The 16,977-nt window shown below is 73.9% G+C and carries 15 protein-coding genes and 1 rRNA gene; 12 read left to right on the top strand and 4 right to left on the bottom strand.

Translation table 11 applies throughout. The features are described 5' to 3' along the window. From rrf to ACFV18_RS29495, 10 genes are all read left to right on the top strand, one after another. A 5S ribosomal RNA gene (rrf, locus tag ACFV18_RS29450) occupies positions 1 to 85 on the top strand; the annotation flags it as partial. Positions 86 to 275: 190 nt separating this feature from the next. Then, positions 276 to 1,685 (top strand): sensor histidine kinase, encoded by a 1,410-nt coding sequence (locus ACFV18_RS29455; protein ID WP_380488283.1) that lies wholly within the window; start codon positions 276 to 278, stop codon positions 1,683 to 1,685. After that, entirely contained in the window at positions 1,637 to 2,305 is a 669-nt protein-coding gene (locus ACFV18_RS29460; RefSeq protein ID WP_380488284.1) for a response regulator, read from the top strand. Before ACFV18_RS29455 ends, ACFV18_RS29460 begins: the two co-directional genes overlap by 49 nt. Positions 2,306 to 2,534: 229 nt before the next feature. Continuing rightward, positions 2,535 to 4,316: a DUF2637 domain-containing protein gene (locus ACFV18_RS29465; RefSeq protein WP_380488285.1), complete on the top strand. Its 1,782-nt coding sequence runs from the start codon at positions 2,535 to 2,537 to the stop codon at positions 4,314 to 4,316. Between the two features lie 161 nt (positions 4,317 to 4,477). Next, on the top strand, positions 4,478 to 5,797 hold the full coding sequence (locus tag ACFV18_RS29470; protein ID WP_380488286.1) for a DUF6986 family protein: 1,320 nt from the start codon (positions 4,478 to 4,480) through the stop codon (positions 5,795 to 5,797). A 74-nt stretch (positions 5,798 to 5,871) separates the two neighbouring features. Beyond that, positions 5,872 to 6,519 carry a YigZ family protein gene (locus ACFV18_RS29475; protein WP_380488287.1) on the top strand — a complete coding sequence of 216 codons (648 nt, stop codon included), beginning with the start codon at positions 5,872 to 5,874 and terminating at the stop codon, positions 6,517 to 6,519. Positions 6,520 to 6,859: 340 nt separating this feature from the next. Continuing rightward, on the top strand, positions 6,860 to 8,353 hold the full coding sequence (locus ACFV18_RS29480; RefSeq protein WP_380488288.1) for a hypothetical protein: 1,494 nt from the start codon (positions 6,860 to 6,862) through the stop codon (positions 8,351 to 8,353). Positions 8,354 to 8,587: 234 nt separating this feature from the next. Continuing rightward, positions 8,588 to 10,264 carry a restriction endonuclease gene (locus ACFV18_RS29485; protein WP_380488289.1) on the top strand — a complete coding sequence of 559 codons (1,677 nt, stop codon included), beginning with the start codon at positions 8,588 to 8,590 and terminating at the stop codon, positions 10,262 to 10,264. 74 nt (positions 10,265 to 10,338) lie between these two features. After that, the gene (locus ACFV18_RS29490; protein ID WP_380488290.1) at positions 10,339 to 10,773 is read left to right on the top strand and encodes a DUF6278 family protein; all 435 of its coding nucleotides are present in this window, start codon (positions 10,339 to 10,341) and stop codon (positions 10,771 to 10,773) included. A 201-nt stretch (positions 10,774 to 10,974) separates the two neighbouring features. Beyond that, positions 10,975 to 11,712: a ZIP family metal transporter gene (locus ACFV18_RS29495; protein ID WP_380488335.1), complete on the top strand. Its 738-nt coding sequence runs from the start codon at positions 10,975 to 10,977 to the stop codon at positions 11,710 to 11,712. An 8-nt stretch (positions 11,713 to 11,720) separates the two neighbouring features. On the opposite strand, the gene ACFV18_RS29500 is transcribed toward ACFV18_RS29495, so the two are convergent. Then, entirely contained in the window at positions 11,721 to 12,626 is a 906-nt protein-coding gene (locus ACFV18_RS29500) for a LysR family transcriptional regulator (protein WP_380488291.1), read from the bottom strand. Between the two features lie 98 nt (positions 12,627 to 12,724). Here ACFV18_RS29500 and ACFV18_RS29505 point away from each other — a divergent pair, with 98 nt between their 5' ends. Beyond that, a complete protein-coding gene (locus ACFV18_RS29505; protein WP_380488292.1) occupies positions 12,725 to 13,645 on the top strand; it encodes an EamA family transporter in 921 nt (306 codons plus the stop codon). Here the strand turns inward: ACFV18_RS29505 and ACFV18_RS29510 are convergent. After that, on the bottom strand, positions 13,572 to 14,042 hold the full coding sequence (locus tag ACFV18_RS29510) for a MarR family winged helix-turn-helix transcriptional regulator (protein ID WP_380488293.1): 471 nt from the start codon (positions 14,040 to 14,042) through the stop codon (positions 13,572 to 13,574). The two genes, ACFV18_RS29505 and ACFV18_RS29510, sit on opposite strands and share 74 nt — an antisense overlap. A gap of 131 nt (positions 14,043 to 14,173) precedes the next feature. Between ACFV18_RS29510 and ACFV18_RS29515 the strand changes: the two genes are divergently transcribed. Continuing rightward, a complete protein-coding gene (locus ACFV18_RS29515; RefSeq protein WP_380488294.1) occupies positions 14,174 to 14,506 on the top strand; it encodes a DUF2218 domain-containing protein in 333 nt (110 codons plus the stop codon). Between the two features lie 104 nt (positions 14,507 to 14,610). Here ACFV18_RS29515 and ACFV18_RS29520 read toward each other — a convergent pair whose 3' ends face one another. Both ACFV18_RS29520 and gabT read right to left on the bottom strand, forming a co-directional pair. Continuing rightward, positions 14,611 to 15,240 (bottom strand): phosphatase PAP2 family protein, encoded by a 630-nt coding sequence (locus tag ACFV18_RS29520; RefSeq protein ID WP_380488295.1) that lies wholly within the window; start codon positions 15,238 to 15,240, stop codon positions 14,611 to 14,613. 355 nt (positions 15,241 to 15,595) lie between these two features. Beyond that, a complete protein-coding gene (gene gabT / locus ACFV18_RS29525; protein WP_380488296.1) occupies positions 15,596 to 16,936 on the bottom strand; it encodes a 4-aminobutyrate--2-oxoglutarate transaminase in 1,341 nt (446 codons plus the stop codon). Positions 16,937 to 16,977: the final 41 nt, after the last annotated feature.

A 16,977-nucleotide genomic window follows, 5' to 3' on the forward strand; every position in this document is an offset into this window, starting at 1 on the left:
TTACATTCCGAACCCGGAAGCTAAGCCTCACAGCGCCGATGGTACTGCAGGGGGGACCCTGTGGGAGAGTAGGACGCCGCCGAACAATTATTCAGGGAAAGCCCCCCGCCTCACGGCGGGGGGCTTTTTCGCATTTTCGGGTACCGGGCACCAGCCGGCAGGGTGGTGTTAGGTCCACCCGAAAGATGGGTGGCTGGGCCAATGTGCCGGCCTGGGGGTCGGAGAGAGACTGAGAGCGTTCTTGGGGACGGCGATCAACTCTCGGGGAGTAGGCCTTGGCGACGACAGCATGGTTCGACGGTGGGGCCGTCAGGTCCGTTGCGGTGGAGCGGGCGGGTGCGGGGGCGCGGGCCTTCGGGCAGGGCCTGGTGATGGCGGCGGCGGCCGTCGCAGGGCCGGTGGTCCCGGTGTTGGCGGCTGTGTTCACGGCATTGGCTGCGGTGCAGCTGTTCGACGGCGGGCCGTTGGCGCCGTTCGTGGCCGCGCCCAGTGCGATCGTGGTGGGGGCGTCGGCGCTGTACTGGTTCGTGCGGCACGGTGCGGGGTGGACGCGGCAGCGGGTGGAGCGGTCGTCGGGGGAGGCCTGGCGGGTGGCGTATTCGCCGCGGGAGGCGTTGGAGCAGGACGCGCGCGGGTTCTGGTGGACGGGGGTGTCGTACCACCGGAGGCTGGAGGTGGCGCGGCTGGTGCAGCTCGTGCAGTGGGCGGTGCGGGATCGACAGGTGCAGCGGGAGGGGCTGTGGCTGCTGGCGAACCCGGTGGGGGTCGTGGTGCTGCTGGGTGTGCCGATGGTGCTGGTGTGGGGCGGGCTGGTGTTCATGGCCTCGGCTACGGTCGACTCGCGGCACTTCTTCGGGCTCAACAACCACACGGTGAACCTGCTGTTCTCCGCGCTCATCGGCGGCGTCATCGCGGCGGCCGGCCTGCTCGCGATGCCGTGGGCGGTGCGGATGCACAACGAGTTGGCGTGCCGGGTGCTGGGCGGCGGGCCGCAGCAGAGCCGGGCCCAACTGACCGAGCGGGTGGCTCATTTGACGGAGACCCGGGCCGATGCGGTGGACGCCCAGGCGGCGGAGTTGCGGCGGATCGAGCGGGATCTGCACGACGGGGCGCAGGCGCGGCTGGTGGCGATCGGGCTGACGCTGGGGACGATCGAGCACCTGATGACGAGCGATCAGACGGCGGCCCGGGAATTGCTGGCGGAGGCGCGGGAGTCCTCGGCGAAGGCGTTGCAGGAGCTGCGGGATCTGGTCCGGGGCATTCATCCGCCGGTGCTGGCGGAGCGTGGACTGCCCGATGCGGTACGGGAGTTGGCGCTGACGGCGGTGGTGCCGACGGAGGTGACGGTGAGTCTGTCGGGGCGTCCGGAGGCGTCGTTGGAGACGGCGGTGTACTTCAGTGTCAGTGAGCTGCTGGCGAATGCGGCGAAGCACGCGCGGGCCCGGCAGGTGTGGGTGGATGTGCTGCACCGGGCGGGCCGGCTGCGGGTGGTGGTGACGGACGACGGGCACGGGGGTGCGCGGATGGAGACGGGCGGTGGATTGCGGGGGATCGAGAAGCGGTTGGGTACGTTCGACGGAGTGATCTCGCTCGACAGTCCTGCGGGCGGGCCGACCACCATCACGATGGAGCTGCCGTGCGCGTTGTCCTCGCCGAGGATCTCTACCTCCTTCGCCAAGGCCTGACACGGCTGTTGGAGGTCCACGGGTTCACCATTGCGGCCGCTGTGGAGACCGGGCCCGATCTGCTGGCCGCGCTGTTGTCGGAGCGGCCGGACGTCGCGGTGGTGGACGTCCGGCTGCCGCCGACGCTGACGGACGAGGGGCTGCAGGCGGCCTTGGCGGCGCGTCGGGAGATACCGGGGCTGCCGGTGCTGGTGCTGTCGCAGCACGTCCAGCAGTTGTACGCGCGGGAGTTGCTGGCGGACGGCACCGGCGGGGTGGGCTATCTGCTGAAGGACCGGGTGTTCAACGCGGACCAGTTCGTGGACGCGGTGCGTCGGGTGGCGGCCGGTGGAACGGCGATGGACCCGGACGTGATCGGTCGGCTGTTGCAGCACAACGCGGGTTCGGAGCCGTTGCAGCGGCTGTCGCCGCGCGAGCGGGAGGTGCTGGGGCTGATGGCGGAGGGCTGTTCGAACTCGGCGATCGGTGCGCGGCTGACGATCAGTGACGGCGCGGTGGCCAAGCACATCGCCAACATCTTCGGGAAGTTGGAGCTGGTACCGACGGAGGACGGCAACCGCCGGGTGCTGGCCGTGCTGGCGTACCTGAATGGTGCGGCGGAGCGGTCGGCCGCCGGGTAGCGCATCCGGCGGAGTGGTGTGCGCGATGGTGTGGACCAGTGGAGGAGTGGTGCCGGTCCGGCCTGACGGCAGGGGCGAACGGCCGTGCGAGTAGTATCCGGTGGGCCGAGTCTGTCAACGGCGCATCAGTACCGCGTTGTCCCGCGGTCGTGCGCCCCGGGGCGGGGACGTGTACTCGGCGGCTACAGGTCCTACGGCAGCTGCCGAGTCCCAGGGGTTGATCATTCGAATGGCACGTCCTTCCCTTACCCGCGCACACCGTGCTCTGCTGGGCGTGGTGGCCGTCGGCGCGTGTGTGATCTCGGGCATCGGTTTCGCGGGGTCGTACAACTCGGTGCGGGACTTGGCGATCGACAAGGGCTTCGGTGCCTTCGCCTACGCGTTCCCGATAGGCGTCGACGCGGGCATCGTGGTGCTGCTCTCGCTGGACCTGGTGCTGACCTGGCTGCGGATCCCGTTCCCGCTGCTGCGGCAGACGGCGTGGCTGCTGACGGCGGCGACCATCGCGTTCAACGCGGCGGCGTCCTGGGGCGACGCGCTGGGCATGGCGATGCACGCGGTGATCCCGGTGCTGTTCGTGGTGGTGGTCGAGGCGTCCCGGCACGCGGTGGGGCGGATCGCGGCGATCACCGCGGACCGGCACATGGAGTCGGTGCGGCTGATGCGCTGGGTGCTGTCGCCGGTGCCGACGTTCCGGCTGTGGCGGCGGATGAAGCTGTGGGAGCTGCGCTCGTACGACGAGACGGTGCGGCTGGAGCAGAACCGGCTGGTGTACCGCGCGCAGCTGCGGTTCCGGTACGGGCGGGGCTGGCGGCGGTCGGCGCCGTTCCAGGCGCTGCTGCCGTTGAAGCTGGCGAAGTACGGTGTGCCGCTGGACCCGACGATCCTGGACCGGATCGACGGCCCGCTCCAGGTGCACGGCGGCGCGGCGGTCGAGGCCGAGGAGACGGTGCAGGCGGACCGTTCGGTGCCGGCTGCCGGTCAGGTGACGCAGGGTCAGCCGGCGGCGATCGGTGCGGCGGCGCCGGACCAGGGCCAGGCTGCTGCCGCGCCCGCGCCCGCGCCCGCGCCCGCGCCTGCTGCCGCGCCTGCTGCCGCGCAGCCGAAGCCTCAGCCGCAGCAGGCGTCCTCGCAGTCGGCGGTGCCGCCGGTGTCGGCGGCGGTCGCGGTGCCGACGCTGGCGAAGCTGGCCGCGGTGCGGCTGCGGGACCAGCAGGACCCGGAGGCGGCGCAGGCCGCGCCGGTGGTGGACCGGTCCGCGGAGCTGAACGTGTGGACGGCCCGTCCGGTGCGCTCGCACCTGGCGGAGCCCGACCAGGTGCACACGGCGCGGGTGCCGGGCCAGGCGTCGCCGTGGTTCAAGGCCCCGCGTCCGCAGGACGCGGTGGAGCAGGGGCGTCCGCAGTCGGGTTACCAGCCGGCCGACGGGTACCCGGAGCAGGACTACCCGGAGCAGGACTACGCGGACCAGGGTTACGACGAGCAGGGCTACCCAGAGCGGTCCGGCTACGACGAGGGCTACCGTCCGACCGGGGCGGAGCAGGAGCGGGTGGCGGCGAACGGGCGCGGCCCGGTCCGTCCGCAGGGGCCGTACGGGCCGCAGTCCGCGCAGGCGCCGCAGCAGCCGCAGCCGGTTCCGGTGGACCCGAGCGGCCGTCAGCCGGCGCAGGACCAGGAGGCCGAGCCGATCCGGCTGGGCGTCCGACCGCTGCGGCTGGACGCGATGATGGAGGCGGAGACGCTGCCCTTCGACGAGGGTGCGGGCGCGGAGGTTCCGGCGCGCCGTCCGTTCGCAGGCGGGGCGGAGCCGCTGGACGCGGACGAGTGCTTCGCCGCGCTGGTCGGCTACATGGAGGAGAACCAGCGCCACCCCGACGAGCGCCGCTTCGCCGAATACCTGTCGCAGCGCGGCGTCCCGGGTTCGCGCCCGGACGGGGGCGTGGCGGTGAAGGATGTCGCGAAGATCTGGGACCAGCTCCAGGAGCGGTACATGGAGTCGGGCCGGGAGTAATCCGTGCGGTGCCGGCGCCGTCCCAACTCGTCGCCGCACCGCACCTCATGCCATGGCCACCCGCCGGTTCTCCCGGCAGGTGGCCATTGACGCCTCTACGGGGCCGCACTACCTTCGCCGGACCGTTTCGTTGAGCCGTGCGGTGAGTGAAGGAGCCCCGGATGCCGCAGCCCGCTCAGGCCGGACCCGCCCGGCCCGTCTCGTTCTCGGACGCCGCCCGGGCCGACGTGGAGGCGCTACTGGCGCCGGTGGACGCCGAACTGACGCACCGCTACCCGGGCGAGCGGCCCGGCCGGCAGCCCGTCCACACCATGTACGTGCCGGCCGACGCGTACGGGGCGCACACCGTCCGCGAGTGGGGTGCGCAGGCGCTCGACGTGTTCGACCGGCACGCCGGGACGCCCGCCCGGCTGGCGCGGGCACTCGGCGTGGCCGACGACGCGCTGCTCGCGGAGGTGCACGCCCGGGTGCGGGCCAAGCTGGCGCGCGAGCCGATCGAGGACCTGCGGATCGACTTCGAGGACGGCTACGGGCCGCGCCCCGACGCCGAGGAGGACGCCGCGGCGGTGCGGGCGGCGAAACTGGTGGCCGCGACGGTGGCCGACGGCAGCGCACCGCCGTACATCGGCATCCGGGCCAAGTGCCTGGAGGCCGCCGTCCGGGCCCGCGGCATCCGCACCCTGGAGGTGTTCCTCGGCACCCTGCTGGCCGAGGGCGGGCTGCCCGACGGCCTGCAGCTCACCCTGCCGAAGGTCAGCCACGCCGCGCAGGTCACCGCGCTGGCGCGGCTGTTGGCGGATTTCGAACGGCGGGCGGGGCTGCCCGCCGGGCGGCTCGGGTTCGAGATCCAGATCGAGACCACCCAGGCCATTCTCGGCCCGGACGGCCGGGCCACCGTCGCCCTGCTGATCGAGGTCGCCGAGGGCCGGGCCACCGGGCTGCACTACGGCACCTTCGACTACAGCGCCGCCTGCGGAGTCGGCGCGGCGCAGCAGAGCCCGGACCACCCGGTCGCCGACCACGCCAAGGCCGTCATGCAGGTCGCCGCGGCCGGCACCGGCGTCCGGCTCTCCGACGGTTCCACCAACGTGCTCCCCACCGGCCCCGCCGAGCAGGTGCACGCCGCCTGGCGGCTGCACCACGGCCTGGTCCGCCGAGCGCTGACCCGCGCCTACTACCAGGGCTGGGACCTGCACCCCGCCCAACTGCCCACCCGCTACGCCGCCGTGTACGCCTTCCACCGGGAGGGCCTGGACGCGGCGTGTGCCCGGCTCGCCGGGTACCTCGCCAAGTCCGGCGGCGCGGTGCTGGACGAACCCGCCACCGCCCGCGCCCTCAGCGGCCAGCTGCTGCGCGGTCTGGACTGCGGCGCCCTCGACCCCGCCGAGATCACCGCCCGCACCGGCCTGGACCGCGTCGCCCTGCACGCCCTGGCGGGCCGCCGAGCAGGCACGGCCCCGCGTGATCCGGACAGGCCCTAGGCTGGACGGCGAGACCGGTGGTCGCTGTTCGAGGCGGCGCCGGGTGGAGAGCGACAGCGGAGAACACCAGCGTCATGGCCGAGCCGAGCCCGAAGCCGTACCTGACCGTCCGGGGCGATGGCAGCCACGAGTTGGAGATCAAGAAGTCCCGGTTCATCTGCCACCTGGCCCGGGTCGCGGACGAGGATGCGGCGCAGGCGTTCATCGCGGCGATCCGCAAGCAGTACTGGGACGCCCGGCACAACTGCACGGCGTTCGTGGTGGGGGAGGAGCAGCCGCGCGAGCGCTCCAGTGACGACGGGGAGCCGGCCGGGACGGCGGGGGTGCCGATGCTGGAGGTGCTGCGGCGGCGCGGGGTGACCGACACCGTCGCGGTGGTGACCCGGTACTTCGGCGGGATCAAGCTGGGCGCGGGCGGCCTGGTCCGGGCGTACGGGTCGGCGGTGTCGGAGGCGCTGGACGAGATCGGGCTGCTGGAGCGGCGGCCGGTCGCGCTGCTGTCGGTGGCCGCGGACCACACCCGGGCCGGGCGGCTGGAGAACGACCTGCGGGCGGCCGGATACACGGTGGCGGGGCTGGAGTACCTGGCGGACGGGGTGCGGATCGAAGTCGGCGTCCCCGAGCCGGAGGTGACGGAGTTCCACACCTGGCTGGCCGAGGCGACCGGCGGTTCGGCGAGCGCGCAGTCCGCCGGGCGGACCTTCGTCGAGGTCGAGGTCTGAGAGACCGGAGGGTCTGAGGGGTCCGAGAGATCTGAGAGGTCCGAGCGGCCTGCGCGGTCAGGGCGCACGGCGGGGGCTCGAACCGCGGGCGGTTTTCGGCCAATTTCCAGGCCCGGTACGGCCGTCGAGAAGACCGCGGCAACCGCGGGCGGGCAGGTAGCAGAGGCGGCGCGGGCGGAGTTCCGGTTGCCGTCCGATGACACTCGAACGAAGGAAACGGGACGGAAGAAGGAACTTCCGCTCCGGGTCACTTCGTCTCCTAGACAGGACACCACGGTCCGGCACGGCATCGGAAGGAGGACTCGCAGACCGCAGCACCGTACCTCGGGAGGTTCCGCGTATGCCCACCGACCACGCCCAGCCGCCCTATCGGCTGACGGCCGCGACACCCCGCCCGCACCACGACACGATCGCCCTCGTCGACCACCTGCTCGCCGCCTGGCTGAAGGCGGAAGGCCACGACGAGCCCCCGCCCCGCGACCACGGGGCCCCGCCGGAGCGACTACGGCTCGGCGACCGGGTGCTGCTGGACCGCGACGGCGGACCGCTGCCCGGTCGCGGCCCCGAAGCCCGCTACAGCCGCCGCAGGCTGCGCACCCCCGCTCCGCACGGTACCGACCAACTGACCTTCACTCTCGCCGCCGAGGACGCCGACGGCCCGACCCGGCTGCGCGTCGAGGCCGAACACCTGTCCGCCGGGCCCGCGTTGGCCGGTCACGGCCGGGTCCCCGTCCCGGAGCTCGTCCGCCGGCTGCTGCCGCTGCTGGACGCCACCGAGGGCCCGGTGCCGCTGGCGGTCGCCCCGCGGCTGCTCGGGCCGGCCGACCTGGACGACCTGATCGATGAACTGTGCGACCCGGAACGGCAGTTGCCGACCGTGGTGGCCAGCGTGCCGCCCGCCGTGCCGGTCGAGCAGTGGCAGGAACAGGTGCTCGGCCCGCTGCTGCGTCAACTCCCGGGCCTGGCCTCGATGTACGTGCTCGGGCACACCGCGCTGCCGCGGTTCAACCTGGCCCTGGAGTACCACAAGGTGTACGGCGGCGCCGTCCGCACCTTCCTGCCCGAGGTCGACCCGGCGTCCCGCGCCGACGCCGCCCGGCACCCCGTCCTGCCGCGCCAGCGGATCGACGAGAACCTGCGCCGCGCCGCCGCCCTGCTGGCCCGCGAGCCGCGCCGGGTGGCCGCCGAACTCGCGCTCCCCGCCCCGCTGGACGCGGTACCGCAGCTGTGGCTGCCGCCCGAGGCGCGCAAGGCCCCCGAGCGCCCCGCCCACCCGGCGGTCCGGCTGGAACGCTGCCGCCTGCGGGTCGAGCAGCCCCGCCCACCGCGCCGCCCCCGGTGCGGCACCGACCCGGTCAGCTTCGGCGAACTGGTCGACCGTTTCGGCGAGTTCCCGTTGCTGGAGTTCACCGGCGACAGCAAGGAGACCCTCGCCCTGGACGGCCAGGCCGACGGCCCCGGCTGGGCCCGGCTCACCTGGGACGGCCTGACCGCGCTCCAGGAGTACGCGGACGCCGCCGTGCGCGGCGAGGCCGGCGGCGACTTCAAGCAGTGGTGCGAGCACACCCCGCCCGGCTGCCACCGCTTCCCGCCGCGCAAGGCGGTGCGCGGCGAGTCCCGGACCGTCGCCAGCCACGGCAAGTGGAAGCGCCAGCGGATGCTGCCGGTCCCCCCCGTCGTCGACTCCTCCTGCCGCGCCTTCATGGGCGCCCACCTGCGGATCGGCGGCGGTGGCACCGCACCCCGGGTGCACTACCTGGACGACTGTTCCGGCAGTGGCCGGATCTACGTCGGCTACATCGGACTGCACCTGACCAACACCCGCACCAACTGACCCGCCCGACCCGCCCGACCCGCCGCTGACGCGCCGCGCCCGATCCGGCTTCCCGGGGGCCGACCCCGCTTCGCCCCCGTCCGGAGCGGGTGCGGGCGGCTGATCCCGCGTCAACGGTCAGCCAAACCCCAAAGGTTGGCTGACCCGGAGCGCCGGACGGGGGACAATGCTGATCGGGCCCCGCCGACGGCGGCCCTCCGACGTGCGCCGGACGAGCAGGGGGAACGACCGCCGATGCAGCATCCATCCGAGGGCCGCGCCGACGGCACCGCCTCGGTGCTCCAGCCCGGGTTCCTCGCCTCGCTGTTCCGCGAACTCGGCGCCGACGAGGACGAGCCGCCCGTGCCCGCCGTCCCCGCACCCCGTCCCGTCGTCGCAGCGGCACCGGAACCCGCCGCCGTCCCCGAACCCGCCGCCGTCCCCGCGCCGGGCGCCGTTCCCGCGCCGGGCGCCGTTCCCGCGCCGGGTGAGGCAGCCGACCCGGTCGCCGCGCACGGCCGGGCCGCCGCGCTCACCCACCACCGCACCCTCGCCGTGCAGGCCGACCACGAGCGCCTCGCCGACCTGCTGCGCCGGGCCGCCCAGCCGGTTTCCGCGATGGACTTCGAGAGCCAGCTGCGCAGTTACCGCCCCAAGCCGTACCCGGAGGCCGCGCCGGACGCCGAACCCGAGCCCGCCTGGGCCGACTTCGCCCCGCCGGAGCCCGCCGACACCGACCCCGACCAGCCCCGTTCGCGCCGCCTGCTCGACTCCGGCTACCAGCGCGAACTCGCCCAGGCCCGGCTGCGCCACCAGCGCGCGCTGCGCGAGTGGCGCACCCGGCAGGCCGACCTGGCCGACAGCGGCGCGGTCGCCGCCCGGCAGGCCCACGAGGAGGCCGAACAGGCCCGGGCCCGGGCCGTCCAGGAGTACAACGACAGCCTGGAGGAGTGCCGCCGCGCCTACCGGCAGGCCGAACCGGCCGCCGTCGAATCGCTGCTGGAACGTGCCCTGGCCGCCGCCGAGGGCTCCACCCGCGACCTGCCGGCCCCCTGCCACGCGGTGTTCCGGGCGCTCACCCGCACCGCCGTCCTCGACCTCGACCTGCCGCCGCTGGACACCGTCCCCGCGCTGTCCGGCTACCGGCTCGCCGAGGACGGCACCGTCGAGCCGGTCCACCGCCCCGACGCCGACATCCGCGCGGACTACCTGCGGCTGGCCGCCCGCCTCGCGCTGCGCGCACTCCAGGCCGCCGACGCCGTCGACACCGACGACGTGCTGGCCGGTGTCGTGTTGAACGGCTGGCTGCGACTGCCCGGCCGGCCCCCGCGCTGCCTGCTCAGCGTGGACGCCGACCGCGACGCGCTGGCCCGCACCCGGCTGGTCCCCGACTCCGGGCACCTCGGCGACGACGGCGTGTACGCGGACGCCGAGCACGACGAGTCGCTGCTGCGGCTGCGCGCACTGGCCGCCGTGATCACCCCCGACCCGTACGCGGACGAGGCGGTGGTGCCCTGGGGTACCGCCGACGCGGCGGTCCCCGCGCTCGGCGAACTCTCGCCCGGCGAATTCGCCGTGCTGGTCAAGGCGGTGCTCACCGCGGGCGGCCTGGAGGACTGGAGCGTGCGGCTGCGCGGCCCGGCCGGACTGGTCGCCACCGCCGAAGGCCGGCCCGGCAGCCGGCTGCCCGGACGCTGGGTGGTGTGGGCCTCCCGCGGCCCCGCACCCGTCACCGCCGAGGAGATCGCCACCCTGTCCGAGGCCGTCCGCGAGGAGGGCGCCGACCGGGGCCTGCGGATGACCTGCGGTCAGTTCACCGACGAAGCGGTGGACCTGACCAGCGAGGAGCGCCACCAGCGGATCCACCTGGTCGACGGCCAGGGAATCCGCGAACTCGCCCTCACCCACCTGGCGCTGCCACTGGCCGGCTGACGGCCCGCCGGAAACCCCGGCGGGTCCTGTCCGGCGTACTCCCGTTCCGCCGTTCGAGGTGACAGGCTTGGGCCGTGGAGAACGGACACCTCGGCCGCCGGCCCGGCCGGCACCCGGCCGAGAACGCAGAACGGCACACCGCCGAGGCCCGCGAACAGGCGATGGCCGGGATGTACGCCGAGTGCGGCCTGCTGCGCGAACTCGCGGACGCCGCCGGGGTGCGACTCGACGACACCGTCGACTCGCTCACCGCGCTCGACCAACTGCTGCCGCGCTGGCGCGACGACCCGCAGGTCTCCCAGTGGCTGGGCATCGACGCCGGCCTCTACCTCGGCACGGTGATCCGCCGCCGGATCCCCGGCTCGGCCTGGCGGCTCGCCTCCGACGGCCGCCCGCTGATGGTGCTGGCCACCGGCTTCGAGCTCGACGTCACCGCCCTCGGCGCCAGCTGGGCCGAGCAGGGCGCCCCGCAGCTCGCCGCCGTCTACCGGGCCGCCGGGGACGGCTGACGGCCGCTCACCCCGGCGGGTCCGCCGGGCGGCGCGGCGGCGGAGCGGCCCGCACAGTGGTGCCCAGGGCCCGGCGCCGTCCGGCCCGGGCCGGACGACTGGGCAGCCGTGGGCAGCGGTCCGCGCAGCCGTCCGGCCCCTGGCGCGAGTCGGGGGAGGCCGAAACTGACCGCCGTGCTGGTCGCCGCGGGCGCCTTCCTGATGACGCTGATCGGCGGCTTCGTCGCGCAACGCACCGGCGACCGCCGCCACCTGGTGCTCGGCTTCGCCGCCGGACTGATGCTCGGCGTGGTCGCCTTCGACCTGCTCCCCGAGGCGATGGAACAGGCCCCCGAGAAGCTCCACGGCGTGCCCGAGGCGCTGCTGATGTTCGCCACCGGCTTCCTGCTGATCCACGTGGTGGAGCGGGCCGTCGCCATCCACCGCGGCCACGAGGGCGAGTACGCCGCACACAGCCACGCCCACGGACACGGACACGGCCACGGGCCCGGGCACCGGCACCGCGAGCAGGGCGTCGGGCTGGCCGCCGCGTCCGCGCTGGTGCTGCACAGCATGATGGACGGCTTCGCGATCGGCGCCGCCTTCCAGGCCGGCACCACGGTCGGCGCGGTGGTCGCCGTCGCCGTCGTCGCGCACGACTTCGCGGACGGCTTCAACACCTACACGATCACCCGGCTGTACGGGAACAACCGGCGGCGGGCCGTCGCGCTGCTGACCGCCGATGCCGTCGCGCCCGTCACCGGCGCCGCGATCACGCTGCTGTTCACCATCCCCGAGCATCTGCTCGGGCTGTACCTCGGGTTCTTCGCCGGGTTCCTGATGTACCTGGCGACCTCCGACATCCTGCCCGAGGCGCACAGCCCGCACCCCTCGCGCACCACCCTCGTCTGCACCCTGCTGGGCGTCGGGTTCATGTGGCTGGTGGTCGGGCTGACCTGACCTGCGGCTCAGAGCTCCAGGGCGGCCCAGTGTCGGCGCAGCGCGTCCAGGGCGGCGGTGACGGCCGGGCGTCGCGAGGTCTGCGCGCGCCACAGGGCGTACACCCGGCGGAACGGCCGCGGGGTGACGGGGCGGGCAGCGACCCCGGGCGGCAGCGGGCCGCGGCCCAGGCGGGGGACCAGGCCGAGGCCGAGGCCGGCCGCGATCAGCGCGATCTGGCTCTCGAACTCGCCGACCTGGTAGCGCACGTCCGGCTCCTCGCCGATCTCGCGCATGGTGTGCAGCAGCCAGTCGTGGCAGATGTTGCCCGGCGGCACGCTGGTCCAGCGCTGCCCGCGCAGCTCCGTCATCGGGACGGCGTCGAGGGCCGCCAGCGGGTGGGCGGCGGGCAACAGCAGATCGACCGGGTCGGTGCCGAGGTCGAGCCGGTCGATGCCGTCCTGCACCGGCAGTGGCACGGAGACCCAGTCCTGCACCACCGCCAGGTCCACCTCGCCGCGGGCCACCAGCTCGGCCGCCGGGTACGGGTCGCTCTCCAGCAGCCTGACCTCCAACTCGGGGTGGTCGGCGTGGAGTTCGGCGAGCACGCCGGGCAGCAGGCCGCGCGAGGCGGTGGCGAAGGCGGCGACCAGCAGTCGCCCGGTGGCCCGGCCGCGCTGCTCCTCCAGCGTCACCTCGGCCTGCTCGACCAGCGCCAGCACCCGCTGCGCGGTCTCCGCCAACCCGCGTGCGGCGTCCGTGAGTTGGATGCCCCGGCCGTGGCGCTCCAACAGGACGGTGCGGGTCTCGCGTTCGAGTTTGGCGATCTGCTGGGAGATCGCGGACGGGGTGAAGCCGAGCGCCGCGGCGGCGCCGCCGACCGAGCCGTGCACCGCGACCGCGTGCAGGGCGCGCAGGCGTCCCAGATCCATCATGCAGCGATGCTAAACGATGGTCTTGAGAAACTGTCGCTGGTGCTGAACATTCCGCGTGGGCGATCCTCGGAGTCATGCCACCCTCCGCTTCTGCCTCCATGGCGCCCCGTCACATCGCGCTGGCCGTGCTGATCGCCGCCGTCTGGGGCCTGAACTTCGTGCTGATCGAGGTCGGCCTGCACGACTTCCCGCCGCTGCTGTTCTGCGCGCTGCGTTTCACCGTGGTGGCGCTGCCCGCGGTGTTCTTCGTCGGCCCGCCCCGGGTGGCGTGGCGCTGGGTGCTCGGGGTCGGAGTGACGCTCGGCGTGGTGAAGTTCGGGCTGCTGTTCCTCGGCATGCACGCCGGGATGCCGGCCGGACTGTCCTCGCTGGTGCTGCAGGGCCAGGCCGGGTTCACCGCGCTGTTCGCCGCCGCGCTGCTGCGCGAACGGCCCGCCCTGGTGCGGACCGCCGGCCTGGCGCTGGCCTTCGCCGGCATCGCGCTGGCCGCCGTCGACCGCGGCGTGCACGGCCCGGTCGGCGCCTTCGCGCTGCTGATCGGCTCGGCCGCGGCCTGGGGACTGGCCAACGTGCTGACCCGCAAGGCCGCCCCGCCGGACGCACTGCGCTGGATGGTGTGGGTCTCCGCGGTGCCGCCGCTGCCGCTGCTCGGCCTGTCCCTGCTGGTCGAAGGCCCCGCCGCGGACTGGGCCGCGCTGCGCGGCATCAGCTGGGCGGGCGGCGGCGTGGTGCTGTACGTCGGGCTGGTCTCGACGCTGCTCGGCTTCGTCGCCTGGAGCCACCTGCTGCGCCGCTACGACGCCTCGGTGGTCGCCCCGTACTCGCTGCTGGTGCCGATGTTCGGGATGTCCTCGGCGGCGCTGCTGCTGGGGGAGCGGTTCAGCCTGCTGGCGGGGGCGGCGACGGTGCTGGTGATCGCGGGGATCGGGCTGGGGGCGGTGCCCGCTACGGCCTGGGCCCGGTTTCGTACGCCTCCTCGGCGTGACGCAGCGCCCGCAGCAGGGCGTCCTGCTCGGTAGGGCTGACCGGGCCGAAGTACTGCTGGGCGACCTCGTGCCGGACCTGGGAGATCCGCTCCAGCGCGCCGTGCCCGGCGGCGGTCAGGACCAGGCGCACCGCCCGGCGGTCGGCCGGGTCCGGGGTGCGGGCGACCAGGCCGGCCTCCTCCAGGGCGTCGACCACGGTGGTCGCCGAACGCGGCGCGATGTGCAGACGCTCGGCGAGCTCGCTCAGCCGCATGGTCTCGGCGCTCTCGCAGCCGGGCGCGTGGGCGAGCGTGCGCAGCGCCCGGGCCTGGGCCGGGGTGATGCCGTACGGCTCCAGCCGCTGCATGGTCCGTCGGCGGATCCGCTTCATCGCCCGGGTGAGGGCGTCGGCGAGTTCCGCGGCGGTGTCGGCCGGGCCGGGGGAGGTCATGGGCACAGGGTAGCGGTCGGCCCGTCACCGCCCGGAGGGCGGCAGGTTCCATCCCCGAAATATGTTGAGCTTGGCTCAGCAATCGAGTAACTTAGGTCAGCCTAAGTCACTATGCGTCGAGGAGTTCCGCCATGGCCCGCTCCACCGCCCGTGTCACCACCGACCGCCCCGGCCGCTACGCCAAGCAGCTCGCCGCCCACATGGGCCGCAAGGTCCCCGCCGAGTGGTCCGAGGAGACCGGCCGCGGCTCGCTCGTCTTCGGCGCCGGTCGGGCCGAACTCGCCGCCGAGGACGGCGCCTTGCTGCTCGCCGTCGAGGGCGCCGAGGAGAACCTGCCCCAGCTGGAGGACGTGGTCGGCCGCCACCTGGTCCGCTTCGGCACCCGCGACGAGCTGGTGGTCGCCTGGCAGCGCGAGGGCGGCGAGGCCGGCACCGTCCAGCGCCTGACCGGCGAGGAGGGCTGACCGGCCCCGCGCGAGTGCCGCCCGCTCGGCTCTGCCGCGCTGCAGCGTGCGCGCGAGCCGGGGGGCCGTCAATGGTCCGGACCGGACCGCGAACCGACGTGGTGTCAGGCGGGAGCCCTGGGCAGCAGGCGCGGCAGCATCCGGTGCAGGGCGAGCAGCAGCAGGCCCGAGAGGCACCAGCTGGCGATCACGTCCAGCAGCCAGTGGAAGTCGCTCCACACCAGCCCGGCACCCACCCCCAGGCAGAGCGCCGCAGCGGCCCACCCGACCTGCCGGGCCCGCCGCGAGGGCAGCACCCGGGCCAGCAGCAGCGCCGCCGTTCCGTACGCGATCGCCGAGGTCGCGGTGTGTCCCGACGGGTACCAGCCCCACTGGCCCTGGGCGAGCGGCGCACCGAACGGGCCGGGCCGGGCGAACCAGGCCTTGGCCGGCACCACCAGCAGCGGGATCAGCACCGCCGCCAGCGCGGCCACCGGCGCCGGCGTCCACCAGCGCGGCCGGCCGCCGCGCCGGGCCAGCCAGGCCGCCAGGCCCGCACAGCCCAGCAGCACCGGGACGGCCGGCACCCCGCCGCCCAGGTCGGACAGCGCCACACCCAGGTGGTTCAGCGGCGCGGAGTGCAGCGAACGGCGGAGGTGCCGAACCGCGTCCCGCACCGCCGGATCGATCCCCAGCAGCGGGCCGTCCACCGCCACCTGCCAGGAGATCACCACCAGCAGCACCGCGAGTGTCATGGGCAGGACAGCAAAAACAGGCCGCCCCGGAGCAGGGGGGAGAGCTCCGGGGCGGCCAAGGCGATCGCCGCGCCGTGCGGCCCGGGGGGTGTGGGCGGGACGGTCGGTCGATCGGTCCTTTGCGCCCGCCTCAACGGCGGACGACGGTGTGGGCAGTGGTTGAGGTTCGCTGTCCATCTGTGATGACAGTACGTCAAAGCCGGGGCGCGCCAACGGCCGATGGGCTTTCGTGCACAGCATCTTCACCACCGGCGGGGCAACCTCCACCCAGGGGTCGAACAGCAGAACGCGCGGGGGCCGGACAGGATCCGCATCCGTCCGGCCCCCGCGCCGCTCAGGGGGTACTACCTGGGACTCAGACGCCCGCGAAGGCCGACTCCAGGATGTCCAGGCCCTCGTTCAGCAGGTGCTCCGGCATCACCAGCGGCGGCAGGAAGCGCAGCACGTTGCCGTAGGTGCCGGCGGTCAGCACGACCAGGCCCTCGGCGTGGCACGCCTTCGCGATGGCCGCGGTGGCCTCCGCGTTCGGCTCCTTGCCGCCCGGCTTCACCAGCTCGACGGCGATCATCGCGCCGCGGCCGCGGACCTCACCGATGATCTCGAACTTCTCCTGCATCGCCCGCAGACGGCCCAGCATGATCTCACCGATCCGCTGCGCCTTGCCGTTGAGGTCCTGCTCCTTCATGGTCTCGATGGCGCCCAGCGCGGCCGCACAGGCCACCGGGTTACCACCGTAGGTGCCACCCAGGCCACCGGTCTGCGCGGCGTCCATGATCTCGGCGCGGCCGGTCAGCGCCGACAGCGGCAGACCACCGGCGATGCCCTTGGCGGTGGTGATCAGGTCCGGGACGATGCCCTCGTCCTCGCACGCGAACCACTGGCCGGTGCGGCAGAAGCCGGTCTGGATCTCGTCCGCGACGAACACGATGCCGTTGGCCTTCGCGAACTCCACGATCGCCGGCAGGAAGCCCTTGGCCGGCTCGATGAAGCCGCCCTCGCCCTGGATCGGCTCGATGATGATCGCGGCGACGTTCTCGGCACCGATCTGCTTGTTGATCGTGTCGATGACCTGCTTGGCGGCCTCGGTCGCGGCGTTCTCCGGGCCCGTCAGCCAGCGGTACGGGTAGGCCACCGGCACGCGGTAGACCTCGGGGGCGAACGGACCGAAGCCCTGCTTGTACGGCATGTTCTTCGCCGTCAGCGCCAGGGTCAGGTTGGTGCGGCCGTGGTAACCGTGGTCGAACACCACGATCGCCTGACGCTTGGTGTAGGCGCGGGCGATCTTCACCGCGTTCTCCACGGCCTCGGAGCCGGAGTTGAACAGCGCGGTCTTCTTCGCGTGGTCGCCCGGGGTCAGCTCGTTCAGCTGCTCGGCCACCGCCACGTAACCCTCGTACGGGGTCACCATGAAGCAGGTGTGGGTGAACGCGGCCAGCTGCTCGGTGGTCTTCTCCACCACAGCGGCGGCGCTGTTGCCCACGTTGGTGACGGCGATGCCCGAACCGAAGTCGATCAGGCTGTTGCCGTCCACGTCCTCCAGCACACCGCCACCGGCACGCGACACGTACACCGGCAGCGTGGTGCCCACACCCGCGGCCACCGCGCCGAGCTTGCGAGACTGCAGCTCCTGCGACTTCGGGCCGGGGATCGCGGTGACCAGGCGGCGCTCCTGCGGGAGCGGCGTTGCAGCGCTCATCTGTGTTCTCCAAGTTCTCAAGGCGCGGTAATCGCAGGCTA

This window comes from Kitasatospora sp. NPDC059673 (assembly GCF_042734215.1).
In the GTDB taxonomy this organism is placed as follows: Bacteria; Actinomycetota; Actinomycetes; order Streptomycetales; family Streptomycetaceae; genus Kitasatospora.